This window comes from Methylomonas sp. 11b, assembly GCF_000515215.1.
Classification (GTDB): Bacteria; Pseudomonadota; Gammaproteobacteria; order Methylococcales; family Methylomonadaceae; genus Methylomonas.
Window position 1 is genome coordinate 4304925 of sequence record NZ_KI911557.1, and the last position, 26452, is coordinate 4331376.

25 protein-coding genes and 1 pseudogene are annotated in these 26452 nt (G+C 49.2%); 8 read left to right on the top strand and 18 right to left on the bottom strand.

Annotated elements, in window-relative coordinates:
* The first annotated feature begins 125 nt into the window (after positions 1–125).
* Both METH11B_RS0120820 and METH11B_RS0120825 read left to right on the top strand, forming a co-directional pair.
* The gene (locus METH11B_RS0120820; protein ID WP_026603680.1) at positions 126–893 is read left to right on the top strand and encodes a DUF1566 domain-containing protein; all 768 of its coding nucleotides are present in this window, start codon (positions 126–128) and stop codon (positions 891–893) included.
* Positions 894–1195: 302 nt separating this feature from the next.
* Positions 1196–2236: a tyrosine-type recombinase/integrase gene (locus tag METH11B_RS0120825; protein ID WP_026603681.1), complete on the top strand. Its 1041-nt coding sequence runs from the start codon at positions 1196–1198 to the stop codon at positions 2234–2236.
* 249 nt (positions 2237–2485) lie between these two features.
* Here METH11B_RS0120825 and METH11B_RS0120830 read toward each other — a convergent pair whose 3' ends face one another.
* From METH11B_RS0120830 to METH11B_RS0120870, 8 genes are all read right to left on the bottom strand, one after another.
* Positions 2486–3094 carry a DUF998 domain-containing protein gene (locus METH11B_RS0120830; protein ID WP_026603682.1) on the bottom strand — a complete coding sequence of 203 codons (609 nt, stop codon included), beginning with the start codon at positions 3092–3094 and terminating at the stop codon, positions 2486–2488.
* Positions 3095–3283: 189 nt separating this feature from the next.
* A complete protein-coding gene (locus METH11B_RS0120835) occupies positions 3284–4069 on the bottom strand; it encodes an alpha/beta fold hydrolase (RefSeq protein ID WP_026603683.1) in 786 nt (261 codons plus the stop codon).
* A gap of 256 nt (positions 4070–4325) precedes the next feature.
* Complete coding sequence (locus METH11B_RS0120845; protein WP_026603685.1) at positions 4326–4538, bottom strand: hypothetical protein; 213 nt, start codon at positions 4536–4538, stop codon at positions 4326–4328.
* A gap of 13 nt (positions 4539–4551) precedes the next feature.
* Positions 4552–5211 (bottom strand): DUF2306 domain-containing protein, encoded by a 660-nt coding sequence (locus METH11B_RS0120850; RefSeq protein WP_026603686.1) that lies wholly within the window; start codon positions 5209–5211, stop codon positions 4552–4554.
* A 31-nt stretch (positions 5212–5242) separates the two neighbouring features.
* On the bottom strand, positions 5243–5710 hold the full coding sequence (locus METH11B_RS0120855) for a hypothetical protein (protein ID WP_026603687.1): 468 nt from the start codon (positions 5708–5710) through the stop codon (positions 5243–5245).
* Positions 5707–6285 carry a PEP-CTERM sorting domain-containing protein gene (locus METH11B_RS0120860; RefSeq protein WP_155931165.1) on the bottom strand — a complete coding sequence of 193 codons (579 nt, stop codon included), beginning with the start codon at positions 6283–6285 and terminating at the stop codon, positions 5707–5709. Before METH11B_RS0120860 ends, METH11B_RS0120855 begins: the two co-directional genes overlap by 4 nt.
* Before the next feature lie 98 nt (positions 6286–6383).
* On the bottom strand, positions 6384–7118 hold the full coding sequence (locus METH11B_RS0120865; protein WP_081733855.1) for an Lcl domain-containing protein: 735 nt from the start codon (positions 7116–7118) through the stop codon (positions 6384–6386).
* Between the two features lie 239 nt (positions 7119–7357).
* Entirely contained in the window at positions 7358–7750 is a 393-nt protein-coding gene (locus METH11B_RS0120870; RefSeq protein ID WP_026603690.1) for a hypothetical protein, read from the bottom strand.
* Between the two features lie 369 nt (positions 7751–8119).
* Here METH11B_RS0120870 and METH11B_RS0120875 point away from each other — a divergent pair, with 369 nt between their 5' ends.
* From METH11B_RS0120875 to METH11B_RS0120885, 3 genes are all read left to right on the top strand, one after another.
* Positions 8120–9208 (top strand): sensor histidine kinase, encoded by a 1089-nt coding sequence (locus METH11B_RS0120875; protein ID WP_026603691.1) that lies wholly within the window; start codon positions 8120–8122, stop codon positions 9206–9208.
* Between the two features lie 286 nt (positions 9209–9494).
* Positions 9495–10763, top strand: a complete 1269-nt coding sequence (locus METH11B_RS27155) for a sensor histidine kinase (protein ID WP_026603692.1) — start codon at positions 9495–9497, stop codon at positions 10761–10763.
* Positions 10760–11566: a LytR/AlgR family response regulator transcription factor gene (locus METH11B_RS0120885; RefSeq protein WP_026603693.1), complete on the top strand. Its 807-nt coding sequence runs from the start codon at positions 10760–10762 to the stop codon at positions 11564–11566. The genes METH11B_RS27155 and METH11B_RS0120885 overlap by 4 nt, the downstream gene beginning before the upstream one ends.
* 449 nt (positions 11567–12015) lie before the next feature.
* Here the strand turns inward: METH11B_RS0120885 and METH11B_RS0120890 are convergent, their stop codons facing one another.
* Together METH11B_RS0120890 and METH11B_RS0120895 are read right to left on the bottom strand one after the other, a co-directional pair.
* Positions 12016–13632, bottom strand: coding sequence for an NAD-dependent malic enzyme (locus METH11B_RS0120890; protein WP_026603694.1), 1617 nt, complete (start codon positions 13630–13632; stop codon positions 12016–12018).
* Between the two features lie 593 nt (positions 13633–14225).
* Entirely contained in the window at positions 14226–15032 is an 807-nt protein-coding gene (locus METH11B_RS0120895) for a hypothetical protein (protein WP_026603695.1), read from the bottom strand.
* 870 nt (positions 15033–15902) lie between these two features.
* On the opposite strand from METH11B_RS0120895, the gene METH11B_RS0120905 reads away from it, so the two are divergent.
* The 3 genes from METH11B_RS0120905 to METH11B_RS0120915 all read left to right on the top strand — a co-directional run bounded on the left by METH11B_RS0120905 (position 15903) and on the right by METH11B_RS0120915 (position 18811).
* Positions 15903–16643 carry a VPLPA-CTERM sorting domain-containing protein gene (locus tag METH11B_RS0120905; RefSeq protein ID WP_026603697.1) on the top strand — a complete coding sequence of 247 codons (741 nt, stop codon included), beginning with the start codon at positions 15903–15905 and terminating at the stop codon, positions 16641–16643.
* Between the two features lie 602 nt (positions 16644–17245).
* Positions 17246–17875 carry a hypothetical protein gene (locus METH11B_RS0120910; RefSeq protein ID WP_155931166.1) on the top strand — a complete coding sequence of 210 codons (630 nt, stop codon included), beginning with the start codon at positions 17246–17248 and terminating at the stop codon, positions 17873–17875.
* 99 nt (positions 17876–17974) lie between these two features.
* Positions 17975–18811: a sterol desaturase family protein gene (locus METH11B_RS0120915; protein ID WP_155931167.1), complete on the top strand. Its 837-nt coding sequence runs from the start codon at positions 17975–17977 to the stop codon at positions 18809–18811.
* Between the two features lie 347 nt (positions 18812–19158).
* Here METH11B_RS0120915 and METH11B_RS0120925 read toward each other — a convergent pair whose 3' ends face one another.
* The 8 genes and pseudogenes from METH11B_RS0120925 to METH11B_RS0120965 all read right to left on the bottom strand — a co-directional run bounded on the left by METH11B_RS0120925 (position 19159) and on the right by METH11B_RS0120965 (position 26177).
* Positions 19159–20649 carry a hypothetical protein gene (locus METH11B_RS0120925; RefSeq protein ID WP_026603700.1) on the bottom strand — a complete coding sequence of 497 codons (1491 nt, stop codon included), beginning with the start codon at positions 20647–20649 and terminating at the stop codon, positions 19159–19161.
* The gene (locus METH11B_RS0120930) at positions 20646–22328 is read right to left on the bottom strand and encodes a hypothetical protein (protein WP_026603701.1); all 1683 of its coding nucleotides are present in this window, start codon (positions 22326–22328) and stop codon (positions 20646–20648) included. The genes METH11B_RS0120925 and METH11B_RS0120930 overlap by 4 nt, the downstream gene beginning before the upstream one ends.
* Positions 22329–22587: 259 nt before the next feature.
* Positions 22588–23214, bottom strand: coding sequence for a transposase (locus METH11B_RS28020; RefSeq protein WP_026603702.1), 627 nt, complete (start codon positions 23212–23214; stop codon positions 22588–22590).
* Between the two features lie 595 nt (positions 23215–23809).
* Positions 23810–24454, bottom strand: a pseudogene (locus tag METH11B_RS27165) (SOS response-associated peptidase).
* A complete protein-coding gene (locus tag METH11B_RS0120950; RefSeq protein WP_026603704.1) occupies positions 24376–24615 on the bottom strand; it encodes a hypothetical protein in 240 nt (79 codons plus the stop codon). The pseudogene METH11B_RS27165 and the gene METH11B_RS0120950 overlap by 79 nt, the downstream one beginning before the upstream one ends.
* Before the next feature lie 139 nt (positions 24616–24754).
* Entirely contained in the window at positions 24755–25384 is a 630-nt protein-coding gene (locus tag METH11B_RS0120955; RefSeq protein WP_026603705.1) for a hypothetical protein, read from the bottom strand.
* 77 nt (positions 25385–25461) lie between these two features.
* A complete protein-coding gene (locus tag METH11B_RS0120960; protein WP_026603706.1) occupies positions 25462–25812 on the bottom strand; it encodes a hypothetical protein in 351 nt (116 codons plus the stop codon).
* Between the two features lie 95 nt (positions 25813–25907).
* Positions 25908–26177: a hypothetical protein gene (locus METH11B_RS0120965; protein ID WP_026603707.1), complete on the bottom strand. Its 270-nt coding sequence runs from the start codon at positions 26175–26177 to the stop codon at positions 25908–25910.
* Positions 26178–26452 lie beyond the last annotated feature (275 nt).

Below are 26452 nucleotides of genomic sequence, written 5' to 3' on the forward strand. Positions count from 1 at the left end.
TGTAGATAGCCAGTCGCTACTCGAAGCTTTAGATGTAATGGTTCGTAGCGAATAAACCCTTTTTGATGGTAGCCCGTTCAAGTTTTCTGAAAAATCAACTCGTTATCCACTATTGAGAGGTAAGTATGAGCAAAAATAGAACCCTAATGGCCGGCCTGCTGCTTAGCCTCACTTCTATAACTACAGAGGCCTCATTAACTGTTGGTTATGCCGACGGCAAAAGTGTCGTTTATAGTAGTTTAGGCAACATCACTTGGACTGGAGATGCCAATTTGCTGGGTACTCTTCAAAACAAATTGGGGTATGAGGTAGTGGTGAATTCTATCATCGCCGTTAGTCCGGTCATCATTGATATGCCGAATATCTTTGATACACCTGCCAATAGTGGCAAGCACACCGTCTCAAGTTTAGATTTTGATAGCAATAGACTTGGAGCAGTCAGCTGGTTTGGTGCCAAAGCGTTCGCGAGCTATTTAAATGCCATCAACTATGCGGGTTCCAATCGATGGGCGTTGCCCAGCGCTGGTAGTACCCCACAATCTGGAATGAACCCACCCGGTAGCCAATTTGCGGAACTGTTCTATAACGAGCTAGGCGGCACTGCTCTTAATCCTATTCCAAATACCGCCAACTTCACTAATGAGCAAACCTACTTCTACTGGTTAGCTACAGAGAATGCACCTTATCCCAGCAACGCATGGTACTTCGCTACCAGCACTGGCTACCAAGGCAGTTTCGCCACTAAGGACTTCCCGTTATATGCTTGGGTAGTGAGCCCGGGCAATCTTACTTCCGTGCCACTGTCTGGCGCTGCGTGGTTGTTTAGCGCGTGGATAGGTTTAATGGTGCTAAGCATGCGCTATAAGCCAAAAGCATCGATAATAATTCATTAGAACAAGGCGTAAATTTAGGCGCACTAGTCAAACAACTTGAGGCTAAATCAACTCAAAATGAAACTACTTGAAACTGCGTGCATATAAGGAATACACTGAAGTTTCACGTTGTTTCAATTCGTTGGTGATGCACTTTTAATGCGATGGTCGTGCGTTCGAATCGCACACGACCCACCACTGAATAAGTTTTAAATTCAAAGGCTTGCAAGGAAGTATGGCCTTAGTAACTGTGTACTAAAAACCATCGACTACAGTGATTTTATAGGTAGTCGTGTTTTTAACCTCAAATTGAGGAAACACAGATGCTAAATTTTCATATCATCAAGATTGATCTCAAAAACGGCGAAACCCGTTATCGCACCATTCTTACCAAATCTGGTAAGGGCATCAAAACCAAAACTTTCAGACGTAAGCAAGACGCCCGGACATGGGGTACTCGTTCTGTTCTTGAGCACCAAGAATACGACGCTAAAGGCATACGTCCATGCACTATCCCTTTTGACCGTCTCGCGGATGAATACATGGCTTGGTGGACAGGAAAAGATCATGACCGCGCCCGATTGGTAAAATGGTGGGTTGATCAATTCGGCAAAACCCTTTTGCCAGACATTACGCCCGACGAAATCCGATTTAAACTCAAACCTAAACGTTCGCAAGCGGCAGCCACCTATAACCGTTATCTGGCCGTTCTATCCTCCATTATGGATTTTGCCACCCGGCAGCAAGAGGACGATACCGTTTCCGACCAATACATCGACGAAAACCCCTGTAAAAAAGTCCGATCCCAAACTTTGGATAATAAAGTTGTCCGCTACCTGTCGGACGAGGAAAAGCCACGCTTAATCCGGGCCGCACAAACCATTGGTGGAAAATTTTATTTGAAAGTGCTTATGGCGCTGACCACTGGTATGCGTAAAGGCGAGTTGGATAAATTACGCTGGTGCGACATTGACTTCGACAAAGGTTTGGCACTGCTGGCGGACACCAAAAACGGACAGCCTCGGCACACGCCAATCCCCGATGTGACCTTGGAAGAAATGCGAAAGCACCGTGAAATCGGGAGTGGGCTTTTGTTTCCCTCGACCACTGATCCCAATAAGCCATTCGATTACAAAAAACAGTGGGCCAATTGCTTGAAGGCCGCCAATATCCAAAGCTTTCGTTGGCATGATTTACGCCACGATACGGCCTCAACGCTGGCGAGAGATGGGCGAACACTGAAAGAAATTGCCGAGATATTGGGACATAAAAGCTTGATTAGTACTGATCGCTATGCTCATCTTTGTACCGAGCACAAAAGTCAAATTCTGAACGACACAATGAATCGGGTTCTCGGTCTCTAACCCCGATAATTATCATTCGGTAGTCATTGGTTGTTTAAGCGACCAATGACTTACTGCTTTGTCTGGGTCTCACTTCGGCCAAAAGCCGACCGTCGGGGTCACTATCCAAAATCAATAGTTAAGGCAACCTGTGACCCTGTTGAATGTCCGGTATTCGGCGAGCAAGTTGACATTATCACCGCGTCACTACGATCCATCCGAGATATTCGAAGCGTTCCACTCATTTTTGGCTACGACGCAAGCAAGCTGTCATCCGCTGGTGAGTCGTTTGATGCTTCCCCAGGCCAGCCAGCCAAATAGTAGTGCTTCGCTGAAGCGTTGCACCGCTCCGCGTACACCAAACAGCTCTTGAACGGTCATTAACAGTAAGCCCGTCCACACCAATAGTCCGGACAGCTGAATTGCCATGGCCAATCGGTAGTTATCGCGTCTGGCTATCCCAAATAGTAATAATCCCAAACCGCCACCGGCGTATTCAAGCCCGCCAAACGCATTGTGAACCATTTGACGCCATGAACCCCATAGCGGCGCTCCCGGATCACACGGAAAAAAACTGCAAGCCACGTAAGCGATTCCGACGCTACCGAACGCTGCCAACCCTTTACGAACCTCTACCGTAATATGTCGTTGCCGGCACTCTGTGAATACGGCCCAGCATTGCAACAAGCCCAACGGTAACGACCAGCCAAAATTGATTCGGTTTGCGAGCGGTGTCGAAATTATGCTCAACTCGCTAATGGTCTGGCTAACAGGGTCATAATTTGCCAACAGCGTCGGCAAATAAATAACTCCGCCAAGCCAATAAAACGATGCAGCCAAGCCGAGCAAAGCGCCTAAAGGGTTGTGTTCATTCTTCATGTTGCTCTAAACGGTCTATTCGTGAATTAGCTGCCAGTGCTTCAATATGACAAGTAAGTCACTGGGTTCAACGGGGTTGCCCATCAGAAGTTATCCATCGTTTTTGGCGTCCATCAGCAATGGCTGAGATAAGTTCGTATCTGTTACGTACAGGCTTTCTCCATGTGCCGCACCCCGTCTTGAGCTACGTCAGTGTTGCTCCAACACATCGCGAATTGCTTCAACGACTGAATTGGGCTTTTCCAGCGGAATGACGTGGCCGCTATCGACCCAGATTTGTTTGGCGCCAGGATACAGTCTGGCTATGTCACGGCGTTTGGCATTGGCATCGTCCGCCAATGCCGATGTTTCTTTGGTTGGTTGTAACGCGCTGAGCACAAGCACCTGTTTTCCGGTAAAGGTGGGGATTGCCAATACCGCGTTTCCGGTGGCATCTATCGCATCGAATTCCTGCTTGACGACATCCGAGGTGGCCAACTGGTACACTATGCGTATCCAGGTTGGCCAGTTTTCGTAGGCGCCATTGCCTTTGAACTGTTCCGGGTGAGTGGAATCGACCAGAATCAATGCGCTCACCTCGTCGGGATGAAGCCTGGCAAAGAGTTGCATGTATAAACCACCCAGAGAATGCCCCACCAGAATGTATGGTGGCGGCAAGTGTTTGGCATTCAGCAGCAGACGCAATTCTTCGACAATATGCTGACCGTCGCGAGGGGAGGAAACGGGATCGCTATTACCGTATCCGGGTCGATTGTAAGTGAACGCGGTAACGTTTCCGCTGAGTTCGGGCAACACTTTTGCCCACAAATCCATCGTGCCGCCCAGGCCATTTTCAATCACAACTGTCTTATCTCCGTTGCCGGATAAAGCGTATTCGACGCGTCGGTTGTCGATTTGAGTCGTGGCCTTGTTCGGTAGCGAGGCGCAACCGGACGCCAGCGTCGCCAGCAATAAAATAACTGCAAGTCTACTCATAGCTTATCGCCTCGTTTCCCCTTACCCCACTGGCTTTACGCTTGTATTCATCGTAGGACGCTTCGGCATTTCCTAAACACCGGTCGTGGTCGCCAGGGTCAGTAAGGTGGAGGCATTGATTACGTTGATAGGACTGTCCGGTCGCATAAAGTTGTTGCGACGTGCAGCCGGAGCACAAGCCGATGATGATAAGTAAAATACCAACGAGTCTTTGCTCCAAAGCAAGTTCCTTTAAGTAAATGTCCATGCCAGCTACCTATTGAATGACTTGGTCCGCTATTTGGCTTGAATCGAAAACCTCGATCAGCTTGCATTGCTTTCCCTCGGGGCAGAGCTTATCCCCATTTCGTTCAAGCCATGCCCTGTCCCAAGCATCCACCCAATAATCGTAGTCTGCATCAGCATAGGAATTTTTATTGAAAGCCATGCCGAGAAGAAAAATTAATGATAGTATTTTGACCATTTTCATGTTTTTCACCGCATCAACTGAGTTGCTGAAAAAATGCCGAACGACGCCGATGGAGTATCAATATCCACTCGGCGACAGCTATATTGATACTCCAACCGGCGATCATACAAAGTGCGCGAGATGTTTCTCCCCAAAGGCTTGGGAAGACAAACAACGGAATATGGGTGAAAACCTGGGTGCCAGCGCCCAAGCCAAGTGCGAAAGCACGTGTCATCCAGGCTCGATGATTCGCAAATTTTTGCCTACGGGCGGCAATTAAACCGAACACTAAAAATAAGCTCATTCCCAGCCCGACCATGAGACGCACACCGTAGAGCACAGGACCGTCAAAATTTACCGTCGCACGAGGGTAATACAGCGTCATCCATAGGCCGGAAATCGACGCCGCTAGCCCGATTGGGATCAGCACGCGCCCGAATAGACGATGCAGATTGAGATGCTCTCGACGAAAATCGGAACAAAATTGTGCGACACCCAAGGTGCAAAATAGGCTGGAGCTAACAATATGCAGTACCACAGGTAGCGGTGCGGCAAAGAAGCGCGCATTCTCCTCGGCAATGACTGCACCAAAACCGAGTTGGACAACACGAAAAATGCCCGCTGATATAGGAATAAAGCTGAGTATTAGTAAGCCGACCGGTATGAGCCAGTTGTTTTTTATTTGAGTTAGCATGAGCAACTTGGTTGACCTGGCGCTTTTTTGATTAGGGTTCAAACGATTTGTAAAGCGATAACAGATGCCGCTCGAAGTCGATAAAGCGCTGCTCCGCGCCGGTTGCGGCCAAGAACGCGAGATTCATTTCGTGACGGCCGATGTAGTCCATAGGGGCATCCCAGTTTGGATTGAATGAGCCGTCAATCGAGGAATATTCGGGTGATGGCCCGATAAAATCCAGATAATCCTTACCTGCAAGTTGTCCCGCATCTCGTAGCTTGTCGGCGACGGAAACGAGTTCCGTGTATCGAAGGTTGCGCAGACTTTTTCCGGCCATGATTTGCGTGATCGATTGGCGGTCAACGGGGTGATTGTTGCCCTCACTCAACGATTTGCCTAACGACGAAATCGTGGCGGCATCCGACGCAACGCGCGTGGCGTTGCGCGGAAAACTCGGTTTTGCCGCCGTGATTGAGCGAAATTGCGCCAACAGCCCAGGATTACCGGCAATTTTCATGTTCGCGATTTTGAAATGGCGGAACGATCGCGACGCCGCGCGAAACCCAGCATGGCGGCTCCACCGGCGAACATCGCCCAACTCGCGGGTAACGGCACGGAACTGACGGAATCATAGCTCAGGTCGTCGATCGAAAAGCCTTCCAGCCCTCCTCTGAAGTAAATTTTATCGATGAGTCCGGAATATCCCGAAGCCAGCCATTCCAGACCAAGGGGTGAATGTAAATATTGGAGGTTGTGTACCATTGCGCCTTGATACCAAAGCTCTATTGCGACAAGCGGAAACTCATCCTGAGGTACGGCATAAGCCTTGTAATACGTACCCTGAAACACAACAGGCGAATGATCGAAACTGATCATACCCTCATGGCCATAAAGTGCTTTATGTCCATTCCCGCCCAAGTCCTTATCAGCGATACCGACGCTGCCCAGAGCGCTCCATCCTGATATTCCACCATAGCCATCCGCCAGATCGTTCGGGGAAATATCCTCGAACGTCACCACGGTTGAGGCATGTGCCGACATAGGCAATCCCAAGGCAAACATAGAGGCTAGAAATCGCTGTTTATTCTTCATTATTTTCACTCCCATCAATTTTCAGTATTTGCTGCAATAAGTTTTATTCTGACAAGCGCTCTCAGTGCGAACCTGTATTCGAGCTTTCAGTCCATTTATCAGGACGAATGCTTGCGCTTCTGAAGAAATAAACCCAGCACTGCGCTCCCGAACAACCAAACCGCGCCCGGCAAAGGCACCGGCTGCATCGCGGCGACGTCGCCATCGCGTACCGCTAGCACGTAATATTGAGTGCCTTTACTGATAGTGTTCTGCATGCCGGTCGAAAATTGCAGATACCATGCGGCGGTGCCCGGTGTACTGGCTCCGGGAACCGTGTATGAGGTACCCATCCAATATGAATACGATTGCAGGTTGTTGAACAAGCTTTCGTCGTTCGGGTCAGAAGGGTTGTCGACAAGGCCGTAGCCGGATTGGTTTAGGCCGCGCGAATCCAAAGCGCCTTTGTTCGCGAAATCGCCGTAGAACAGATGCGCCAGTTCGGAGCTTGACGTCGATACGTTAAATCCGCAGTCGGTGCCACTATAGCCGTAATCGCAGCCCGACCCGCCCAGATCCGTAAAGGTTGGCAAGCGCCAGTCGCTGTAGGTCGTGTTGCGCACGCTGTCGACGTAACTGAGATTGCTTACCCAGGCCGTAGCGTTTTGCCAGCTCATCTTGCCGTCGGCGTCGAATCCGCTGGTTTTAGCGTAATTGGCGTCGGCCAGCCAGGTGACGTTGAGGCCGCTGTCATAAATTAGGCCGCCGCCTCGATCGAACAACTGCGCCTGCGCGCTTTCAATCATTAATGAACAGTACGCTGCTAGCGCACAGCAGAGAGCTCGACGTTTCATCGTATTTCTCCATAGAAGTCGTCTTTAAAATTAAAAAAATCATCACTCAACACCGTGACCGCATTGTAAAAACCCATGTCTGCCGCTTCTATTCAAATTCTTTCAATAGTCGCCATGCGACTGCGAAGGAGAAGAAATTCTGCGGACAGCGCTTAATCGACGACGAAATGCATTTGAATAAGTGCCAGAGAGGCATATAACAACTACCGACCGGTGGCGGAGTTTGCTTGGGCATATCGTTAGCATTTGTCGGCAGCTCGTAGTAATGCATTGCAGCTTGCATTGTTCGTTTTTCCAATGTCGCTCGAGCCTTTAGTAAAATCCGTGCACATGGCGTCTGCCCCGCTTGCCATGCCCCACGTCGCGAACTTACCAAACCCGGACGGTTCTAAAATTTCACATTTAAAGGTGGCGCCATCATTAGTTTTCACGGTGTACTGCGTGCCGTTATAACCAGCAGGAGCTTCTGTTGCCTGTGAATTGGAGATTTTAAAGTTGCCAATTTCACGGCCAATAGCCATCGATATTTTCTTCTCGGCTTGGTTGCTTCCTTGAGCGGAAGTGTTATTTGCCGTCGTTGCGCAACCAGCAATCATCGACAAAAGGGTCGCCGTCAGAAGTTTTTGTACCATTTTGATTCTCCACCACTCCGAGTTAAGGAAACGCAGGGCATAGGAGCGGGAAGAGATGCCCAGCGTAGAGAGCTAACCGGTAACGCTATAGCGGCATCCGGCGACCGAAGGAGGATTGAACGCCATCTTTACAGAACTCATCGACTCGCATAGCTAGTCTCATGCAACGTGCTTAGCCAATCGAAATTCATCTTGCTCATCGGCTTGTTGCAGGGACCACGCGCAGTGTAAAAACCCATGTTTGCAAATACCATTGAATTTCTTTCAAGCGTTGCAGGGTGTCGGCGGAAGCGAAAATAATCTGCGAACAGCGAATAATCGACGACGAAATGCACGCAACTGTGTGCCTGAGCAGGCGATAATATCTATATGAATACGACGGCCACGACTACCGAAGACACATCTGAATCCTGCGGAATCCTGCAAGCCGCGTTCCGCCTCAATGTACTTTACTGGTTGTGTATGTTCGTCGCGGACAGCATCCTGGGTTATTTCATCAACATCGATCCGATCGAATCCGCCCCGCTCAAAACCGTGCTGTTTGGAATCAGTGCGGTCATGACCTACCTGATGGCGAGGCTGTTGATACGCCTGCGCCATCGACTGAACTTCTTGCAAAAAGCCCTGCTGTGCTTCCTGATGGCGGCCGTCACTGCGCCGATCTACACGGCAATCGACTTCATCAACTACACCCTTTGCCAATATCCCAACCCCGTTAACTTCGACCCGCTTTATTCCGGCTATACCCTGATCGAAGGCGCCTCAATACTGTTCGGCTGGAGCTGCTTATTTGTCGCCGTGCTCGATAACTTCGAAGTGCTGGAACGTGAACGACTCCTGGAAGTTGCACGTAAAGAAGCGCTTGCCGCGCAAATGCAAGCGCTGCGCTATCAGATTAATCCGCATTTTCTGTTCAACACTCTCAACTCGATTGCCGGTTTGATTGAAGAAGGCGCTGCCACCCGAGCAGAACGTATGGTGCTTTCGCTCTCCACCTACATGCGCACCACACTTGCCCTCGATCCCATGCACGATGTATCGCTCGCCGACGAAATCGCCCTGCAGGAAGAGTATCTGGAGATCGAACGTGAGCGATTCGCCGACCGTATGTCGTTCAAAATCTCTGTTCTAGACGACGTGCAGTCCGCCCTTGTACCCAGCCTCATTCTTCAGCCTTTGATTGAAAACGCGATCAAGCATGGCGTCGGTGCGACGGTTGGCCCCGTAGAGGTTACGCTCAGCGCCTATCGCGAAGACAACCGGCTTCATGTTATTGTCGAAAACGATATGCCACGTGATGATGCAGCCAGCAGTGCCCGCCCGGGCACAGGTGTGGGTCTGCGCAACGTGAATGAGCGTCTGCGGGTGCGCTTTCAGGATGCCGCCAGCTTTCTGGCAGGCCGAATATCCCCTAGCCGTTACAGGGCAGCCATTACGCTGCCTTGGAGAACCGCATGAACAGGGCCTTATTCGTATCGACGACGAACTGCTGGCAATATGCAGCCTCATACGGCTTTTGCGCCATCGGGCTGGATCTACTGGGTCGAGAACAGCCGACGTCATTGAGGTACGCGATAAGCAATGCATACCCCCAGGTTGGTCAACACTGTGTTCGTTGTAACGGGTGGGGCTGACTTGACCTTGAATTCGTTCGCAGGGGCCGATCTGAGGAAGCCAACATGCAAAAGCCTCAAGAAAGATTATCGGCTCTCTGCTTATTTGTTTCCAAGGGGAGGCGAAGGCAATGTTGCCGCAAGAGGGCCAGATATTACAGAGGTTGAGCAAAGAGCAACGGAAAAATGTTCAGAATCTTTCAGCAATTGCAAAATTCGGCTTGTCGCCTGCTGGGGAGAAATTGATGCGTCAGCTTGAGTCGGACGACAAGTCTCTTGCCAGACGCAAGACTATTCAGTCTTTAGCACTTCAGATCGAGGATGAAATACCTCCTCGTGAATCCCTTTTTAGAGAGGCATTCAGGCTGGGGGTAAGTTACCTGCTCCTGGCCACTTTATTCTTCAGTCTGTCTTCATTCATTCCCTACCCGGAATCATATAAAAATGTCCCGGCAGACTCCGTCGATCATTCTGCGCTGGTCGAAATTGTGTCGGGACTTACATCTTTTTTCATCATGTCGATTGCAGTCTGGTATCTGCGAAAAAACAGCATGATTCACAACATAATCATGTGTTTCCTTATATCTGCGGTTGTTTCCATTACGGATTATGTTCTCACACAGGAGCTCTACAAAATGCTCTACGCCCAAGAGGGCCAGAGTATTTCATTCATTGATAACATAATGGAATTGTTTATGTGTTGGGCCATGTTCTTTGGCTGGTCCAGCGTGTTTCTTACACTTTTGTATAGTTTTGATGTCAGAGACCGGGAGCGACAATTGGCAGCAGTTAGGGAAGAAGCACTTTCCGCACAAATGAAAGCACTGCGTTACCAGATCAATCCGCATTTCCTGTTCAACACGCTCAACTCCATTGCCGGTCTGATCGAGGAAGGCGCCGCCACGCGCGCCGAGCGCATGGTACTGTCACTCTCAACCTTTATGCGCACCACGCTTTCGCTCGACCCCATGCACGACGTGTCGCTCGTCGACGAAATTGCCCTTCAGGAAGAATATCTGGAGATCGAACGCGAGCGATTCTCCGACCGCATGACGTTCAATGTCGACGTGCCGGAAAACGCGCGCGATGCCCTCGTTCCCAGCCTGATCCTCCAGCCATTGATCGAAAATGCCATCAAACACGGCGTCGGCGCCACCAGCGGTCCAGTCGAAATCGTTCTCAGCGCTTCCCGCATCGCCGACCGGCTGCATATTGTCGTGGAAAACGACATGCCGCGTGAAGACGCGCAAACAAACTGCCGTCCTGGCATTGGCGTTGGATTGCGTAACGTCGAAGAGCGCTTGCGGGCCCGGTTTCAAGAACAGGCGCACTTATCAGCCGGATGTGTTGTACCCGGTCGCTACCGCGTTGCAATGGACCTACCTTGGAGGCATGTATGACCGGGTTCAGCGTTCTGGTTGCGGACGACGAGCCGCTCGCCCGGCGAAGGCTGGTTCGTCTGCTGAGTAGACTGGATTGGATCGGCCACATCGAACAAGCCGGCGATGTGGCGGACGCTCGCCGTAAGACGCTGGAATTGCAGCCGGACATTCTGCTTCTGGATATTCTGATGCCCGGCGGCAGCGGTTTCGACGTGCTGGAACAATTAGGCTCGGAGCTGCCCGTCGTCGTCTTCGTCACCGCCTTCGATCATCATGCATTGCGGGCTTTCGAAGCCAACGCCGTCGACTACCTCACCAAACCCGTCGAACCAGGCCGTTTCAAGCAGGCAATGGAAAGGGCAAAAGCCGCCGTTGCAGCACGCAACCAAACCGACCGTATCGCCGAATTGCAAGAAACCATCGCCGCCCTCAAGCGCGCCTTGCGCGAACAACCCAAGCAAAACCACGAATTTTGGGTCAAGGTCCGCGGAGAACACATCCGCGTCACCGAGGACAGAATCACTCGAATCCAGGCCGAGCGCGACTATGTGCGCATTCATGTCGACGGGGCGGAGTACCTCTACCACGAAACGCTGACTGCACTGGAGCAACGCCTATGCCCCGAAGACTTTATACGCATTCACCGCAGCGCCATCGTGCGGCGCGACGCCATTGCTCGCATCAAACAAGCACCGTTCGCCGCCATGTTAGCCATCATGAAGGACGGCACCGAGGTTAGGATAGGCAGAACCTACGCGGCCGTCGTGCGCAAGCAACTCTCCAAAAATCGGGAAATTTATCAAGAAAACGAACCACGTTAGATCGTGGTTTTGCCATAGAAATATCTACGCCATTTCCAGCAAAACAATTAAGGAATCGAAAAGTCCACTGGGTTTTGGAGGAAAATCATTGGAGTCAATGAGTCGAATGGCAGTCAATTCAAAATGATTGGTCAGTGGCAGGAGTGACCGATTGGTTGAAGTGCAAATGGCTGCTTTGTAGACCTCCAGTTCGCAGACTCTGAGTTTGGCTGACTGGCCGGTTTGGAGAAGTGTGACGGCCGGTTTAGGTCGAAACTGTAAATTCGCTATTTCCATAAGCAGCCGACATTCACTACTGGTGGATTCGTGCCGGAATCGATGGCCTGAGTGGAATCGGAACTGGTTGCTGGAATACGCAAAATAGGTCTATTCAGTGTGACAAAATTTCTGGGGTTCCGGCTTACAACCCCAACCCCAGCACCGATGCCGTGCATTGAGGTTACAGCCAATCAATACGTAGGGTTGTACATCATATTTTGCAAAACCTTCTTAATATCGGCTGGTTGCGGTGAGCGATTAAGTCCTTGCTCAAAAACATAGGCGGCCACTTGTTCGGCAATTTTTAAGGAAATATCCAGAATGTTATTAAGATCAGGGTAAATGGTGCCGTGCAGAAGATCGGCTTTTGAAACCTGTTTCGCCAGGGTTTTGGCGGCAATCAAGAACATTTCGTCGGTGACGATACTCGCATCGCTGGCTAATACGCCTAAACCCACGCCCGGGAAAATATAGACATTGTTACCTTGTCCGGGGATAAAATGCCGCCCATCGATATTAACCGGCGGAAATGGGCTGCCGCTGGCGAAAATGACATTGCCTTCGCTCCATTCGTAAGCTTGTTCGGCGGTACATTCAGAACGCGAAGTTGGGTTGGACAAGGCCAACATCACCGGGTGTTCATTATGCTTACATAACGACTTGACCACTTTGTGGTTAAACGTGCCGCCAATACCCGTCGCGCCTATCAAGACATGCGGCTTAAAGTGATTGATGGCGCCAATGAATGACAGCATCGGCTGATCATGGGCATACGGCAGGTTGTGCGGCATCAAATCGTCTCGTTCACGACAAATCAAGCCATGTTCATCCACGTACCATAGCCGCTGCAGGGCTTCTGATTCGCTCAGGCCTTCCGCTATCAGCGCTTGTTTGATCAAGTCGCCGATTCCGGTAGCTGCCGATCCGGCGCCTAAAAACATCAAGCGCAGGTCTTTGAAGGCATGTCCTGTTATGCGACAGGAAGCCAGTACACCGGCCAGAGCCATAGCGGCTGTACCCTGAATATCGTCATTGAAACACAAGACCGCGTGGCGGTATTTTTCCAGCAAGGCATAGGCGTTAGGTGTCAAAAAGTCTTCAAACTGAATCAATGCCTTCGGAAAAATCTCCTGCACGGCCTGCACAAATTCATCAACCAGCGCAAAATAGTCCTCACCCTCTAGGCGTTTCTGGGGCGAGCCCAAATACAACGGATCCTCGCGTAAGCCAACGTTGTTGGTACCCACGTCCAACATCACCGGCATGCAGTTTTTGGGATGAATGCCGGCACAAGCGGTATATAAGGATAGTTTGCCAATCGGGATGCCCATGCCGTTAGCGCCCAGATCTCCGAGCCCCAAAATGCGTTCGCCATCGGTGACAACAATCATGCGTACATCTTGTTGCGGCCAGTTTTGCAACACCTCTTTAATGCGCCCCCGATACTGAGCACTTAGCGTCAAACCCTTTTGTTGCTGGTAAATATGGGCAAATTGCTGGCAGGCCTCCCCCACGGTCGGGGTATAGATGATGGGCAGCATTTTTTTGATATTTTCCGACACCAGACGAAAAAACAAGCGCTCATTGCGGCTTTGCAAGCTATTCAGAAAGATATAGCGGGCGATATTGCTTTCCTGTCGATGCATATTGGCTAAAACCCGGGTGAGCTGAATGTCTTGGGTCGTCACCGCTGTTGGCAGCAGGCCGTGTAATTTGTACCTATCCCTTTCTTCTAAAGTAAAGGCGGTGGACTTGTTAAGACTTGGGTTGTTAAGCCGGTCAATACCAACAATCAGCTCTTCGTTCATTGCGGCCTACTTTTTTGTGATTATTCGTAACTATTCAGCAAACGGTTTTGATGAAGCGGAAAGTGTTTACGCTGAATAGTTAGGTTAGGTTTTGCAATGTAGTACAGATTTAAAGGCTTTGTCGATTTGCTATGCGCCTACCTCCGCCAACACACGCTGATAAGCAATAGACCGTCGGCAAACGTTCACTCAACTGCAATCATAGCTGGCGCTTGCTGCGCGGCAGTTCCGAAAGGCGTTTTGGCTTTTGTACGATCTTTCAAAGCCGAGGAAACGAGTGCGTGGCCTTTCAGTTTTCACCGAACTTCGTGCCTCGGACTCGCTACGGGGTTGGCTATAGACAATGGAATATAGATGATGGGCGCCGAGGCAGCTTGCAACTCATAGAGGTTCCGAGCCTGCACAATATTCAAATCCCCACGCGTGTCGCTTCGATGCGCTGGCCAGGTAGTGCATGAATTCTTGGATGTCCTTGCTCGGCACTTCAGATCCATGTCAAAAAACAAATAGCGAAGCACCTTTTTGCGTCCCAGCTGCGCTACGTGCCGGATGGGGCGGATTTGCTGGTCATTGCTCCTTACGTTACCGGCTATTTAGGACAGTAGACACCCGCCTTTTCCTCCAAAGATTCGACGGCAACGCGCTAGAGCTGCCACGCTGAACCCCAGCCCGAACACCGGTAACAAGGCCGGCACCGGCACAGGCACGAGGGCGTCTTTCACAGCCTGATAGGTAAATTGGCCGTTGCTGGTAGGCAGCAGCCCGTAGGTGGCCGAGGTGACCGTCACGCCGTCGGGAACGTCGATTCCAGTCAGTAGCGCGGTGTGCGCGAAGTCGAGCCCAAAGGCGCTGAATGTATTCCCGCTCGAATAGATGGCAAAATAGCCGAACAGATCGAGTGGAACGCCGGCGAACGCACTGCCGCTGATCGAGAGCGGGATCGACACGTTGCCTGTTGCCGTCGAGATTACTGGCGTCTCGCGGGAGAGATCGGTGAAGTTGCCCTGCAGGTGCAGAGCGACATCGTAGGACCAGTCGCCCACGCCCGGGTTGTGATTGGTCACCACTCCATTGGCGAGGAAGCTGATCGTGATCGGCACTGGGCCCGTGCCTGACAGCGTGATCGTATCGCGGAATGAGCCGATCGCCTGCGCAAAGCCGATATCGGTGGGTGCGTTCGCGGACAGTTTGACGACGCCGAAATCGGCGGTGGCGGTGGCGCTGCTTCCGTCGAGCGCAGAAGCGGCGCTCGACGCCGCGCCGGGAACCACGTGGAAATCCTCAACGAGCATTTGCGTGTCTCTGTTGGTCACGATTGTGCGCGAATAGGTCTGCGGAGCAGCGAGCGCGGGGACCGAAGCGATGAGCAACAGCGAGGCGGCGAGCAATAAGGTTTTCATCTGCTATTTATCCTTCTTTTAGCCCCAACCGGTAGAAACATACCCGACGGCCCGGACGTTAATACGAAACGATACCTACTGTAACTATATTTGTTGCCCAGTAGGGGACGGGGGCAAAGGCGCGAACATCGACTGGTTCGTCGACCACATGCATCTAAGATGGACTGGCATTTCTGTCCGAATTTTTTTCCGAACAACCCGCTGCTAGGTCTTTATTTCTGACACCTAAAAAGTTATTAAGCTGTTAAGGGTACGTATACCATGAAACATGGGTCGCAACACTAAATTTGTGAACAAGGATTTTCCCTTCCGTATATCATCCAAACGGAGCCCATAGCTGATATTGGAGGTTGTCATGTTGACCGTTACCTCATCCTTACCCCAGGCGTTCGAGTTGAAGCTTAGCTTACGCAATAATCCGGACCAGCAACGCCATAATTTTCATAACTGGCTTAGGTTTTATATGGATTTTTCAATAAATACGGCCATTACCCGACCGTCGGGCTCGCTATCCAATTTTGACAGTTATGGCAACCTGTGCTCCACTGACTGTCCGGTATTTGGCGAGCAAATTTAGATTATCGCAGCCGCACCTCGTCATCAACTGCCAGTCACTGATTTCAACCCCACCGGCAAAGATCAGTCTCCAAGCTGTACTTCACCTTGAGTTCGTAAAACTTGACACAGTTCACAAATTCGGTTGAAGATGTCTAAACATTACAAGGCTTGATACTGAGTTCTGATTAACACCAAACTCCAAACGTTAATATTTTGCGTTGCATGTTGCGCTAAGGGCAAAAGGCTAACGCAAAAAGCTAGCTGGCAAACCGTTGGCAATTTTTTTATGTTTTAACAACATGGAGTATGGAAATGCGATTCAACAAACCTCTGCTGGCCGCCGGCCTGCTACTGAGCTTAGCAGCCCTCAATGCCGAGGCCACATTAACGTCTTATACCTCAGCCGGTAAAAACCTGGTGTATAGCAGCATCGGCGGCGTCACCTGGACCGCCGACGCCAATCTGCTGGGCACCCTGGAAGCCAGTAATGCCAATCTGATCAATACCATCATCAGTACCATCGGCTCTATCACCGATACCCCCAATATTTTTGACATCCCCGTCAATAGCGGTAGCCACACCCTAAACACAGGCGACTTCGGCACTAACGGCGCGGTCTCCTGGTTTGGCGCCCAAGCCTTTACCAAGTACCTCAACTCTATCAACTACGCCGGTTCCAACCAGTGGGCCTTGCCGGCCGCAGGCATTACCCCGATCGGCTATTCCCATCCCTTCACGTCATTCGGCCAGTTGTTCTACAACGAATTAGGGGGTACAGCGAGCAACAACATTCCCAACACCGCCAACTTCATCAACGAGCAAGCCTCAGCGTACTGGTTGGCTACGGAGGCGGATTTTATTCCTGACCTCGCTTACCTTTTCAATACCTCCAATGGTGGACTAGGCGATGTCGACTATAAGTACAAACTGTTGTACGCATGGGCAGTCAGCCCAGGGCAAGTGGCCGCCGTGCCGGTGCCAGGTGCGATCTGGCTGATGGTGACTGGACTGGTGGGATTGCTGGGTTTAAAACGTCGCGGGCTCGCTAGGTAATTCCTTTATGAGAGTGCTTAAGTTCTTTTTTTAGGGCATAGGGGTGATATCCATGAGGCCTTTTTGCGGGAATAGAATTTGCCAGATTGCGAGCCCTGGTAATATGCCTAGTAATCGGAATGCCTTGGTATTTGACGGGTCGTTTTAAGGGCTGAACCAGTCGTTTCTTAGAGATTTATATCTGGCTTTTTGGGTCGGTTTAACTCAGTGACGACTGGCCGCTTTCGGGAGTCGGCCGCTCAATGTCCGCTTTCTGGAGATGAATCAGAAGAGAAGGCGGCTCCTTGGCGACCCAAATTGTGTAATATGGCTGAGCGCAAGTTAAGACTAATCACTTTTAATGTCAGTATTTTTTACACTGCCCAGTTTAGGTAAAATTAGCTTGTTAATTATGCGTATGAATAGATGAGCAATTTTTATACTGGTATTAAGTTTGCCTTAATTTAACTGGATCTTTTTAGCTTAACGCTATCTTGCTCAATATTCAATTAATTAACTTTACCCCGCTTAAAGTCGGTCGGGACAGAAGAATATACAGCTTCTGATTTACTTACCAAAAGGTGCTAGAAACTCATTTTATCAAGTCAACTTGGGATTTAATCATGAAGCATATTAGTAAAAAATTAACGACAGTCTCCGCAACACTTGTTCTGCTCTTAAGTTCAACAACACAGGCGTCGCCGGTAACAAATTTGGTAACCAATGGATCAATGAACTTTTCCCTTGGTAAACCAACGGGCTGGACTTTAATCACTCCCGGCGGCGAGTTATGGAATACTTTTGAACCTGGCATCCACAGTAGTGACGGTGGCTCTTATTTTGGCATTCAGGACTTAAACGCTTTTGCACCCAGATTTTCTGCTGGTGGTATTTATCAAACCATTGATAACCTAACCGTTGGTGCAACATACAGCCTGTCATTTGAATCGAATGAGGAACATACCAACCCTAATTTCTTGGCACAATGGAAAGTGTCTTTTGGAAACCAAACTGGATTTAGCACCTTAACCAACACCACTTGGATTACCGACACTCTGCAATTTACCGCGACCAACACCTCAGAGACATTAAAGTTTTTGGCAACATTTCTGCCGGGCGCAAACCCGCAGATCCTTAATCTCGATGGCGTCACTTTGACGCAAACATCTTCCGTTCCCGTTCCTGCTGCCATTTGGTTGTTCGGTTCAGCAGTTACTGGTTTGATCGGCTTTGGAAGACGAAAAACAAATTAATTTGCATTGTTCAGGCAGTATTCGAGCTTGATCGATTTAATACGGCGCTTTTGCTCAACTCAGCAAGCGCCGTTTTTGTTTGTGATTATCGAGTAAACCATGGAACTAATAAATCAATGGATACAATTACTTGCAGAGAGTACACCAAGATTCTTTGGATTAGCCGCTTGGCTGCTAATCATCATGTTGTTATTTATCCCGTTAGAGCGCTTATGGCCCGTAAAAAAACAAAAAGTCTTTCGTAAAAATTTTATTGATGACCTTTTCTACTACTTTATGGGCGGTATTATTCCCGCTTTTTTTGTAGTGGCGATCCTTTACCCGGCGAAACTCGCACAAGCTCAAATCCCGCACGATTTCTACGCTTGGGTTGGCGAGCTGCCGTTCTGGTGGCGTCTGGCGGCCACCCTAGTGATGGGGGAAATTGCCTATTATTGGGCGCACCGTTGGTCACACGAGATTCCCTATTTATGGCGATTTCATTCTATCCATCATAGTCCGACAGAGATTGATTGGCTGGTGAATACTCGGGCACATCCAATTGATTTGGCTTTTGACCGTTCAGTCAGCTCCACTTTTCTACTCCTTGTTGGACTGGGTCATCAATCGGATAGCGACATCTTGGATCTGGTGGCTACGATTCTGATCTTTAACACCACCTGGGGCTTTTTTATCCATACTAATTGTCGTATCCGCCTCGGTTTCCTGGAATATTTGATTACCAGCCCAGCATTCCATCATTGGCATCATGCTAACGATAATCCCGAGGTCATCAATAAAAACTACTCGGCATTATTCCCCTGGGTAGATAAATTGTTTGGCACGTTTTATCTCCCACGCAAGCAACTTCCGCAACATTACGGCATTAATAATTCAATGCCAGAGACCTTGGTAGATCAGTTGCTTATGCCATTTCGTAAACGCACCAGCAAATAAGGACTCTACCCCACGGAAGTGCAAAATTCGATCAATTTAATTGGAAGGGCGGTGTTTTTTAAGAGCAGATAGGGGGGCGGTCGCCAGTGACGGCTTTATAGACCTCTAGTTCGCAGAATCTGCATTGGATGGCTGGCCGGTTTTGAGAAACGTGACCGACAAGAATGGGTCGGTTGGACTCGTTGACGAACGGCGGCTTTCGGGTATCGGAATTCAATGACGGCTTCCGGGCGATGAATCTGATGAGCTGACGGTCGTCAGGCGACCCAAACCAGACTGTCTGCATAACTATTTCAGTGACTGCAAATTGATGTTGATCAGACAGGCAATAAATGGACTGTAAAGATCTAAGAGGCTAGTAAGCGAGTATATTCGGCATCAAGGTAAGCATCGACCGCTTCATCATCAATCCCTCCCTTTCTATACCAGGCATTAAGTTCTTTCAGTGTAAGCGTACCAAAACGAGCCCAAGCCAAGAGATTACTTCTGAGCATAAATTGAATCATATTGCCACCAGATCTAAGTGCAGCATCGGTTGTATCTACCAAACAGAGTGAACCATGACCAATCAGCAACATTCTTCGAAGTTCAGGGTTGCTAGCACTAGGAATGCAACTATCCCACGATTTTTTATGGTAAAAGCGTTGTTTGACTGTCCACATCAGTCTAGTAAGTAGCTCGGTGATTAGTACAGGTATGGATAGTGCCATCCCATGACGTAAATCGTAGCCATTCTCAAAGACCTGAACTGCTACCTTTGCGAAAGTTTGCCTATGCTGCCCAAACTCACCAAAGTTTATAAATTGAAGTAGTGAATAAAATGGAATAGGTATACCTGACCCTCTGCCTTCTGCACCAGAAGATCCTGCAACATCTGAAAATAAATGTCCCAGCCAATTAGTAAATCCGGCGAAAAATTTGGAAATTACATCAGCTCCCTGTAGTTCAAAAGTTTTAGTATCAATTGTGATAATGCGCCCGCCGTCAACAAAATGTGCAGTACTATTGAACTGATCAACTATTGAGAAAAAAAGACCAACTAAATCAGGAGAGTGACCCAAGCTTTTGATGTGGTGATTCTTAGTGCTCATTTTGAAAAGACCATCTACATCACCACCGTGGCGATGATCGTAGTTGACTTTGAAGTTTTGCTCTAAAAAACCAATTGCGCTTGCAGTTGCATCATGTCCTTCTCGCGGACCACTCCAACCATTGAACCTTGCAAATTTTTGAACTGCAGTATTTGTTAGATCGTCAGTAAAATGTGTCAAAGCTCCCTGACCGGGTAGTCCAACAAAAAACACGTCAATTAGTCCACCGATCAAGCCGCAAGTACCAGCGATCATGTAATCGTATTTATCGCAATTTGCACCTTTTAGAGAGAACTCTTCCTTTATACGTTTTTTCAACGCAATACGCTGACTAACGCTCATCAAATCGCGGAACGGGTCTTTTCCAAAGTCAATGTCATGCCGAGTCGCATAGGCATCAACATTGTCGATGTAATCGCCCCAATCAGTTTCGGCCGAGACTGCTATGTGATCGAGGGTAGAAAATATTTGATGAGCAATCTGAATTTCACTTGAGGTTACATAGATCGATTTTTCAATCAATAGAGCATCGTTTTCCTCGGTTTCAAATACAATATCTGTTTCTTCAACTATCGACTGCGCTTGAAACAAAAGTGTTTCCACCAACTCCTGGTTACAACGTTGCTCAATACTCATGACATCCAGAGTACTATTCATCCGCCCAAGCTGCGCTTGGGTGCTATCAAGCTGATGTTTTTGAACAATCAGAGCATGAGCTTGATCGTCAAATTTGTTTTTTTTTGTCACGAAAGTAGTTCCGCCAGTTTACCTTTAGCCTTACCGGCAACGTCGGCAGCTGTTCCTTTCAGCACGTCAGTGACATTGAAATAACCAACAGCCTCAAATGCTTTGGCAAGATTTTCAAGGTCTTTAATGGCCTGATTTTTCTTAATTGTTAGCTTGATAACATCTCGCGTTTCACCATCTTTTTCTTCCGTGAATTTCCTTTCCTCGTAAAAACTCATTATGAAATTATATAGCTCCATTTTGGTGGGTTCACGGGTTAGTGTTTTCAGCTTGTTTTCGTCAAGATATTGTGCGCAGCGTAGTTTAGTCGCGCTACTTTGGGCGGAATTTGATTTACCTGTAAGAACGGTTCCAGCAGCGGTCATCTGACTCATCAAACTCATCAGTTTTTTGATTTGGGCATCCTGTGTGCCATGTGCCAAAATAAACTCATTAAGTTTTACTGTAATGTAATTAATGTCTTGGATTAACAATGAAATGGTAGTCTGGGTCTGCTTGATAACTTCATTTAACATGAGTTCACGACGTTTGGAACGAGTGTGCTCATTAGCGCCCGTGAGTTTACGAACACCGGCATAAGCCCCCACCCCCAGTAGCACAGCAACACCGATACCGCTCGCCATACTGGAAAGCCCTAATATACCGCCCATTCCTAGCGTGGCGAGACCCGATGTTAATCCCGCGGCAGACATCCCTACGACGGAGCCAGATAAATAAACCGCTGCCAATGGCGTACCCACGGCAGCAGCTTTTGCAGTTAAGGCTTTTAATGCACTGACAATTTGATCATCAGTGAAGTCATCCTTCAGCATGTTATGATCGTTCTGAATTGCCATTACAGTGAGCTCTACCTCTTCGTCCGTCACCTTAAGCAAATGACGGTTCTTCTGGAAGAATGCAAAATCCTGAATCGACGATCCGCCCGTGCATAAATATAAATTGATCAGATCTTTGGTCAACGAAATATGCAGCGATTTACCCTGTCCATCTGGGCATTCATTATCAATTTCTGCAATCAATTGTTCAAAGGGAGTGACTTCCTCTGTCGAAGCCATATAGGCCCGCAAGCTGAATCGTGATTCGGTGCTAAGGTCGAGACGAGTCATGAGAAGTAATATCTCAGCAAACTCTTTATCATCGACGACATCATCGTTGTCATAAGCCATATTGATGATAGCTTTGACGTAAGCGACTTTGAGCGATTCGCTCATTTCATCAATCGAAATGAGCTGCTTCTCTTCTTTATAATCGTCAAAATCGCTGATAGTTTTTTGCAATATTTCAGTAAGCTTCTGGTAGTCTAATTCGAGCATATTACCAATTACGACGACGCTGCCATCATGTGTAGTTAGCTCTATGCTCCGTTCAATCTTGTCCTGTTTGCTACCAGTTAGCGCTTCCTTGTATTCCACAGAAGCAATTGAATTATATGTGACTTTTATTGGATCAGAGAAAGTTGCGCGATATATGAGCTGCTCACCAGTAAATAACAATCCATCCTTACCGTTCCCGAACATACTGTCGTCAAATAAAGCAATAATGCTGCTTGGGCTTCCCGAGTAGCCAAAAGACTTAATCGCATTGTTGAGTTTTTTTTCGTCGATTTGCGGAGCGATCGAAATATTTTTAGCCGAAATTCTACTTAAGTTTTCACGGAGATAAACGTTGATGTGACTCATGTTTTTCCTTTTGTTGTTAGAATAGCTAATAAGCACTAGCTTAATTTGTATGGAAATAGCTCAATGGTAGCGGACAGAAGAAGCGTTCACACCTAACAGGTTGGTGAAAAACCCAGGCATATTTTCCCTTACCCACGCCAGTGGTAAATTTTTGCGTTGAAATTGATCATGAAGCCAAGTTTCAACGAATTTCCCCTGGTTTAAAGGGCTTTTTATCTGCCTGCAGCCGTCTTTGGACGGTGCTCAGGCGCACGTCGCCCTAGGTGGGCGAGCTCCACGCCGCTTTTGGCGTGAACACCAACAGGTTGAGCAACCGCGTCAAGTTATAGGCGGCGAAGCAAAACAAGGCTTGGCCGGCGACTTTGGCTAAACCGATGTGACGGGTTTTGCGCAGGCCGCCCACCGTCTTGATCCAGCCGAAGGCTTCTTCGACGAAGAAGCGGCGCTTGAGGCTTTGAGCATAGCCTTTGCCACGCGCGGTGCGGCCATCAACGGCACTGCCGGTCTTTTTACGGGCCACATGGGCTTTGATGTCTCGTGCTTTGAGTTCGTTGATGGCGCTGAATACCGTGCGCTCCCAGACGGCATCGTCGATGCCCAGCCCGACAAACCAACGGAACAGCAGGTTGTAGTCCAGCTGTTCCATCAATTGCCGTTCACTACGGATCGTGTACAGCACTTGTAACAGCAAGGCGCGCAGCAGTTTTTCGGGGGCAATCGACGGGCGACCAGTGTGGGAGTAACGCTCGGCAAACACCCCGTCCATCGAGGCCAAGACGCCGTCGACCAATAGCCGTAAACGACGCAACGGATGCTGCTTGGGAATGGGGTCTTCCAGGCTGACATAGCTGAACCAGCTGTTTTGGATGGCATCGTGTCCGCGCATTGGGGGCTCTCCAATTTAGATGCGTTATTTTACCTGTTTGGTGAGGCTATCTGTCTTGATGGCTTCGGCTTTGGGAGTTTTTCACCAGCCTGCTAAAGTCTAGTATATAAAACCAGTCACTAGTCACTGGTTTATAGAATATTTGTAAACCAGCTCTAAATTTCACTGGAAAAGCAAGGTCGTTCCTTAAAAAGTTCAATTTCCATGCGCACAAACTGTATCTTCAATTCACGAATTCCCATTGAAAAAGAATTCACCGCGTTTAGGTATTGAACTCCGAGGTAAAAAGCACGAACGAGGCTCGCAAAACGAAACGCCGATTGCCTAGGCCATTAAGCTAAACACTGATCTCAATGAATTTATCCTCATTTTGAATGGCTGCTCTATGGGTTTTTCTTGCCAATGACTTTATAAGCACGATGGTCAGCAAATGGCCGACTGCCGGAGACCACGAAAGGCTGCTTTGAAGAAGCGAAACCCTAAAAACGATGTTTGGGTATTTGACCGCTTTGGAGAAACGCGACAGTCAAGTATGGGTCGATCTTGCTCGGTCAATAGTATCCGGAATCAGGTATCGGAATCTCTTCTTAGAGGGTTAGCACTGGTTAAGCGTGGCGCTAATCGCTAAGGGTTGAATACATCGTTCGTCATTATGCCTACCGTTATTGATCCGGTCACTGACTAGAGTGGTTGTTATTTGATCGTAGGCCGTGTTATCAAGCAGCGTAAAAGCCTGGTCCGCATAGGCGGTTTTGTCTAGCCACTCTTGGTAATGCTGAGGCAACACAATTACTGGCATCCGCTCGTGAATGGGCTGCATGAGTGCGTTGGCCGCAGTTGTAATGATGGTGCAGGAATAAAGGGTTTCGGCCTCGTGTTACCATTGTTCCCAAAGGCCGGCGAAAGCAAATAGGCCATGATCTCGGCGGTGAATGTGAAACGGTTGTTTGCCATCGAGTCGCGCCCATTCGTAAAAACCGGTGGTGGGAATCAAGCAGCGGCGGTGTTTGAATGCCGAACGGAACGAAGGCTTTTCCCTCATCGTTTCCACCCGAGCATTGATCAAATGGCCACTGTTCCTAGTGTCCTTAGCCCACGAAGGCACCAACCCCCAAAACAGATTCACCGATTTGCGTGAGTGGTCATCCAACTCTACTACATTTAGTATTTTTCGACTGGACGCAATGTTGTAACTCGGCTTAAAACGTACCGAACGCAGTAGCTGGAAATGCTCAACCAGCGCTTCTGAAGTGGTAAGGCCTGACCACGGATGAACTGCTGCGCGATTAAATGCTTGGCCATCGCCACTATTTCCGCTTCGGTAACGGGCCGTAGTATCAGAAAATGGCCAGGCAGTTCGTGTACTTGAAAGGGATGATGGTGCGGATGCTGATCGGTCATCGTCAATACTCCAAAAACGATGGGCGTGACTCAGCCTGAGCGGTGAGGCTCATCAGGAAAAGTCACGTCGGGATTTAAAAAAAGGTGCGTCAGTTCAGAATTAGTACAACTGACAAGCGCTTATCACGGTGAATAGCGGTTATTCGGCCTGTTGGTAGAGACTGTCGATGTCCTGCAGAATCGCGGTGACATTCGACAAAGCCCGTTTCAAGGTCTTAGGCGTATGCCGATTAGGGGCAAGTTGCTTGACCGTATCGCGCAACTCCGTGACCAGTTCCACGATTTCCGGCGAGAGCTCACCTTTGGTGTCAGAGGCTTTGCCGGTGCTTTTGCCAACCAGTGTACGTGTGCGCCCAATGTTGGTTTCTGCATCAGCATCTGCGGCAATCGTTGCAGGGGCGCTAATCCCAGCATCGTCAACTCCAGCCTGATCAGTATCAGTATCACCATCACCGTCAAGAACACCATTATCGGTACCACTCTCGGTATCATCGTCACCATTAGCATCAGCATCCGTGCCAGTACCATCGCCAACGCCAACGCCGTTATCTTGGCCAGTAGCGTCATCGCCAGCCACAGCCGATTCCTTGACTTGCTGAGGCGAAGGTTGATTTTTTGCAGGTTTGACCGACGCGGTTTTACCGGCAGTGGTTGTCCCGCCTTTAGCAGTCGCCGTACCGGTACTTGCACTATCGGTTGGGCCAGTCTCTGCAGCGGTTTTAGCGGGGGTATTAGAATCTAATGCGGGTTGGGTAGTTTTTTTTGTCATGAGAAGTTCTCCAAAGTATTTACGAAATCAATCAGTGTTAAAAAAATGGCACGAGATAACGAACAGGCAGACGCTGTTCAATAGTCCTCAGGTAACAGAATGGTGGTCACGCTACGATCTGCCTCGGTAATCAACCAAAGCTTTGCTAACCCCGTTGCAGGGCTATTCGCTGCTGGGGTGGGAATGTAATAGGCTGACAGGAGTCGTGAGCCACTGCGTAAGGCGTCCTCATTGGCCTTGGCATCCTCGGCACAGACATCGCCCCAATCGCCGCGGATATGACGGCCCAGTAAATCGAAGGGGCTTATCCCTAAGCGTTCCAGCACGGCCAAAGCCCCCGGCGTCGCCACCAACTCCCCAGACTCGAAACGCGGTTGCGGCAGACACGGGTGAACGCCAGCGTCTTCGTGCTCGGCATCACTGGACATAGTTGTGTCCTCCCTCGGCGAAGCGAATAATCAGACTAGTTCTCAAGGTAAGCCGCCTTAAGACCAAGAGATTGACTTGACCGAAGCAATTGAGCTTATTCCTGTTCGTCATCGTCTTCACCGCTGAGGTCAGTCAGACTCAGATTGTCCAACTCCTCTAAATCGGGATCGTGCTCACCCAGTGCCGCGCATAACACCAGCGTGACACAGCGGGCTAAATAGCGCACGGTATGGCCCAGTTCCAGGGTTAGAGCATAAGAAGCGGGCTGTTGCACCGTCTGCGTGTAATCCCGGCAAGCGGTTTTTAAACCGTCGGCTAACACCTGTAGCAACGGACTGGCATTATCAAGGGTGGTAATTGACATCAAATGTCTCCTGTTATGAAGTAAACAACAATAAACAAGCAAATCCCACCGGACCTCGGACTAACCCACACAAAACGACAGGCGTACGAACACGCAGCGGATGATCAAACCCGATGAAAAAAAGGCGTCATGCTATGGAAGCGTCGAGGGGCGGAGGGCGTGAACAGCGATCAAACGAAAGATGATTGCTGTTGATATAGTATAACATATTCAATGACTTATCCCAGCCTAAGCTTTCTGGGGCTACAACCGATAATCATGCTGAAATCGGCTGG

Coding starts and splice junctions, on each gene's coding strand:
- METH11B_RS0120820 (WP_026603680.1), top strand. CDS start 126: ATGAGCAAAAATAGAACCCTAATGGCCGGCCTGCTGCTTAGCCTCACT.
- METH11B_RS0120825 (WP_026603681.1), top strand. CDS start 1,196: ATGCTAAATTTTCATATCATCAAGATTGATCTCAAAAACGGCGAAACC.
- METH11B_RS0120830 (WP_026603682.1), bottom strand. CDS start 3,094: ATGAAGAATGAACACAACCCTTTAGGCGCTTTGCTCGGCTTGGCTGCA.
- METH11B_RS0120835 (WP_026603683.1), bottom strand. CDS start 4,069: ATGAGTAGACTTGCAGTTATTTTATTGCTGGCGACGCTGGCGTCCGGT.
- METH11B_RS0120845 (WP_026603685.1), bottom strand. CDS start 4,538: ATGAAAATGGTCAAAATACTATCATTAATTTTTCTTCTCGGCATGGCT.
- METH11B_RS0120850 (WP_026603686.1), bottom strand. CDS start 5,211: ATGCTAACTCAAATAAAAAACAACTGGCTCATACCGGTCGGCTTACTA.
- METH11B_RS0120855 (WP_026603687.1), bottom strand. CDS start 5,710: ATGAAAATTGCCGGTAATCCTGGGCTGTTGGCGCAATTTCGCTCAATC.
- METH11B_RS0120860 (WP_155931165.1), bottom strand. CDS start 6,285: ATGAAGAATAAACAGCGATTTCTAGCCTCTATGTTTGCCTTGGGATTG.
- METH11B_RS0120865 (WP_081733855.1), bottom strand. CDS start 7,118: ATGAAACGTCGAGCTCTCTGCTGTGCGCTAGCAGCGTACTGTTCATTA.
- METH11B_RS0120870 (WP_026603690.1), bottom strand. CDS start 7,750: ATGGTACAAAAACTTCTGACGGCGACCCTTTTGTCGATGATTGCTGGT.
- METH11B_RS0120875 (WP_026603691.1), top strand. CDS start 8,120: ATGAATACGACGGCCACGACTACCGAAGACACATCTGAATCCTGCGGA.
- METH11B_RS27155 (WP_026603692.1), top strand. CDS start 9,495: ATGTTGCCGCAAGAGGGCCAGATATTACAGAGGTTGAGCAAAGAGCAA.
- METH11B_RS0120885 (WP_026603693.1), top strand. CDS start 10,760: ATGACCGGGTTCAGCGTTCTGGTTGCGGACGACGAGCCGCTCGCCCGG.
- METH11B_RS0120890 (WP_026603694.1), bottom strand. CDS start 13,632: ATGAACGAAGAGCTGATTGTTGGTATTGACCGGCTTAACAACCCAAGT.
- METH11B_RS0120895 (WP_026603695.1), bottom strand. CDS start 15,032: ATGAAAACCTTATTGCTCGCCGCCTCGCTGTTGCTCATCGCTTCGGTC.
- METH11B_RS0120905 (WP_026603697.1), top strand. CDS start 15,903: ATGCGATTCAACAAACCTCTGCTGGCCGCCGGCCTGCTACTGAGCTTA.
- METH11B_RS0120910 (WP_155931166.1), top strand. CDS start 17,246: ATGAAGCATATTAGTAAAAAATTAACGACAGTCTCCGCAACACTTGTT.
- METH11B_RS0120915 (WP_155931167.1), top strand. CDS start 17,975: ATGGAACTAATAAATCAATGGATACAATTACTTGCAGAGAGTACACCA.
- METH11B_RS0120930 (WP_026603701.1), bottom strand. CDS start 22,328: ATGAGTCACATCAACGTTTATCTCCGTGAAAACTTAAGTAGAATTTCG.
- METH11B_RS28020 (WP_026603702.1), bottom strand. CDS start 23,214: ATGCGCGGACACGATGCCATCCAAAACAGCTGGTTCAGCTATGTCAGC.
- METH11B_RS0120950 (WP_026603704.1), bottom strand. CDS start 24,615: ATGACCGATCAGCATCCGCACCATCATCCCTTTCAAGTACACGAACTG.
- METH11B_RS0120955 (WP_026603705.1), bottom strand. CDS start 25,384: ATGACAAAAAAAACTACCCAACCCGCATTAGATTCTAATACCCCCGCT.
- METH11B_RS0120960 (WP_026603706.1), bottom strand. CDS start 25,812: ATGTCCAGTGATGCCGAGCACGAAGACGCTGGCGTTCACCCGTGTCTG.
- METH11B_RS0120965 (WP_026603707.1), bottom strand. CDS start 26,177: ATGTCAATTACCACCCTTGATAATGCCAGTCCGTTGCTACAGGTGTTA.